1 rRNA gene is annotated in these 3170 nt (G+C 50.9%); it reads right to left on the bottom strand.

What is annotated here, in order from left to right:
- Nucleotides 1-112 precede the first annotated feature (112 nt).
- Nucleotides 113-3006: ribosomal RNA gene (locus M9827_RS25750) — 23S ribosomal RNA — on the bottom strand.
- Nucleotides 3007-3170: the final 164 nt, after the last annotated feature.

The raw sequence follows: 3170 nt of genomic DNA, 5'->3' as shown, positions 1-3170 counted from the left end.
CGCTTCAGCAAATTGGGTATGTAATAGATTTGTGTGTTTTTCGAACTTTCGGTTCATTGCGTCTTCACACACCGCAATCTGCTCTCTTCGACGCAAATTGCTTGGGTGTTATATGGTCAAGCCTCACGGGCAATTAGTATTGGTTAGCTCAACGCCTCACAGCGCTTACACACCCAACCTATCAACGTCGTAGTCTTCGACGGCCCTTCAGGGAACTCAAGGTTCCAGTGAGATCTCATCTTGAGGCAAGTTTCCCGCTTAGATGCTTTCAGCGGTTATCTTTCCCGAACATAGCTACCCGGCAATGCCACTGGCGTGACAACCGGAACACCAGAGGTTCGTCCACTCCGGTCCTCTCGTACTAGGAGCAGCCCCTCTCAAATCTCAAACGTCCACGGCAGATAGGGACCGAACTGTCTCACGACGTTCTAAACCCAGCTCGCGTACCACTTTAAATGGCGAACAGCCATACCCTTGGGACCGGCTTCAGCCCCAGGATGTGATGAGCCGACATCGAGGTGCCAAACACCGCCGTCGATATGAACTCTTGGGCGGTATCAGCCTGTTATCCCCGGAGTACCTTTTATCCGTTGAGCGATGGCCCTTCCATACAGAACCACCGGATCACTAAGACCTACTTTCGTACCTGCTCGACGTGTCTGTCTCGCAGTCAAGCGCGCTTTTGCCTTTATACTCTACGACCGATTTCCGACCGGTCTGAGCGCACCTTCGTACTCCTCCGTTACTCTTTAGGAGGAGACCGCCCCAGTCAAACTACCCACCATACACTGTCCTCGATCCGGATAACGGACCTGAGTTAGAACCTCAAAGTTGCCAGGGTGGTATTTCAAGGATGGCTCCACGCGAACTGGCGTCCACGCTTCAAAGCCTCCCACCTATCCTACACAAGCAAATTCAAAGTCCAGTGCAAAGCTATAGTAAAGGTTCACGGGGTCTTTCCGTCTAGCCGCGGATACACTGCATCTTCACAGCGATTTCAATTTCACTGAGTCTCGGGTGGAGACAGCGCCGCCATCGTTACGCCATTCGTGCAGGTCGGAACTTACCCGACAAGGAATTTCGCTACCTTAGGACCGTTATAGTTACGGCCGCCGTTTACCGGGGCTTCGATCAAGAGCTTCGCGTTAGCTAACCCCATCAATTAACCTTCCGGCACCGGGCAGGCGTCACACCCTATACGTCCACTTTCGTGTTTGCAGAGTGCTGTGTTTTTAATAAACAGTCGCAGCGGCCTGGTATCTTCGACCGGCATGAGCTTACGGAGCAAGTCCTTCACCCTCACCGGCGCACCTTCTCCCGAAGTTACGGTGCCATTTTGCCTAGTTCCTTCACCCGAGTTCTCTCAAGCGCCTTGGTATTCTCTACCCAACCACCTGTGTCGGTTTGGGGTACGGTTCCTGGTTACCTGAAGCTTAGAAGCTTTTCTTGGAAGCATGGCATCAACCACTTCGTGTTCTAAAAGAACACTCGTCATCAGCTCTCGGCCTTAGAATCCCGGATTTACCTAAGATTCCAGCCTACCACCTTAAACTTGGACAACCAACGCCAAGCTGGCCTAGCCTTCTCCGTCCCTCCATCGCAATAACCAGAAGTACAGGAATATTAACCTGTTTTCCATCGACTACGCTTTTCAGCCTCGCCTTAGGGACCGACTAACCCTGCGTCGATTAACGTTGCGCAGGAAACCTTGGTCTTTCGGCGTGGGTGTTTTTCACACCCATTGTCGTTACTCATGTCAGCATTCGCACTTCTGATACCTCCAGCAAGCTTCTCAACTCACCTTCACAGGCTTACAGAACGCTCCTCTACCGCATCACCCGAAGGTGATACCCGTAGCTTCGGTGTATGGTTTGAGCCCCGTTACATCTTCCGCGCAGGCCGACTCGACTAGTGAGCTATTACGCTTTCTTTAAAGGGTGGCTGCTTCTAAGCCAACCTCCTAGCTGTCTAAGCCTTCCCACATCGTTTCCCACTTAACCATAACTTTGGGACCTTAGCTGACGGTCTGGGTTGTTTCCCTTTTCACGACGGACGTTAGCACCCGCCGTGTGTCTCCCATGCTCGGCACTTGTAGGTATTCGGAGTTTGCATCGGTTTGGTAAGTCGGGATGACCCCCTAGCCGAAACAGTGCTCTACCCCCTACAGTGATACATGAGGCGCTACCTAAATAGCTTTCGAGGAGAACCAGCTATCTCCGAGCTTGATTAGCCTTTCACTCCGATCCACAGGTCATCCGCTAACTTTTCAACGGTAGTCGGTTCGGTCCTCCAGTTAGTGTTACCCAACCTTCAACCTGCCCATGGATAGATCGCCCGGTTTCGGGTCTATTCCCAGCGACTAGACGCCCTATTAAGACTCGCTTTCGCTACGCCTCCCCTATTCGGTTAAGCTCGCCACTGAAAATAAGTCGCTGACCCATTATACAAAAGGTACGCAGTCACAGAACAAAGTCTGCTCCCACTGCTTGTACGCATACGGTTTCAGGATCTATTTCACTCCCCTCTCCGGGGTTCTTTTCGCCTTTCCCTCACGGTACTAGTTCACTATCGGTCAGTCAGTAGTATTTAGCCTTGGAGGATGGTCCCCCCATATTCAGACAAAGTTTCTCGTGCTCCGTCCTACTCGATTTCATGACTAAGAGATTTTCGCGTACAGGGCTATCACCCACTATGGCCGCACTTTCCAGAGCGTTCCGCTAATCTCAAAGCCACTTAAGGGCTAGTCCCCGTTCGCTCGCCACTACTAAGGGAATCTCGGTTGATTTCTTTTCCTCAGGGTACTTAGATGTTTCAGTTCCCCTGGTTCGCCTCTTGCACCTATGTATTCAGTACAAGATAACCATCTTATGATGGCTGGGTTCCCCCATTCAGACATCTCCGGATCAAAGTCTGTTTGCCGACTCCCCGAAGCTTTTCGCAGGCTACCACGTCTTTCATCGCCTCTGACTGCCAAGGCATCCACCGTATGCGCTTCTTCACTTGACCATATAACCCCAAGCAATCTGGTTATACTGTGAAGACGACATTCGCCGAAAATTCGAATTTCTCAACTAAGAGAACTCACAAATTTTACCTTAGCCTGATCCGTTACCAGTGAAAGTAACGTTCAGTCTATCTTTCTATCACATACCCAAATTTTTAAAGAACGA

The organism is Pseudomonas sp. AKS31, assembly GCF_023634765.1.
Lineage (GTDB): Bacteria > Pseudomonadota > Gammaproteobacteria > Pseudomonadales > Pseudomonadaceae > Aquipseudomonas.
The sequence above is the reverse complement of the archived record's forward strand: the minus strand, read 5'-3'. Positions and strand labels throughout refer to the sequence as shown.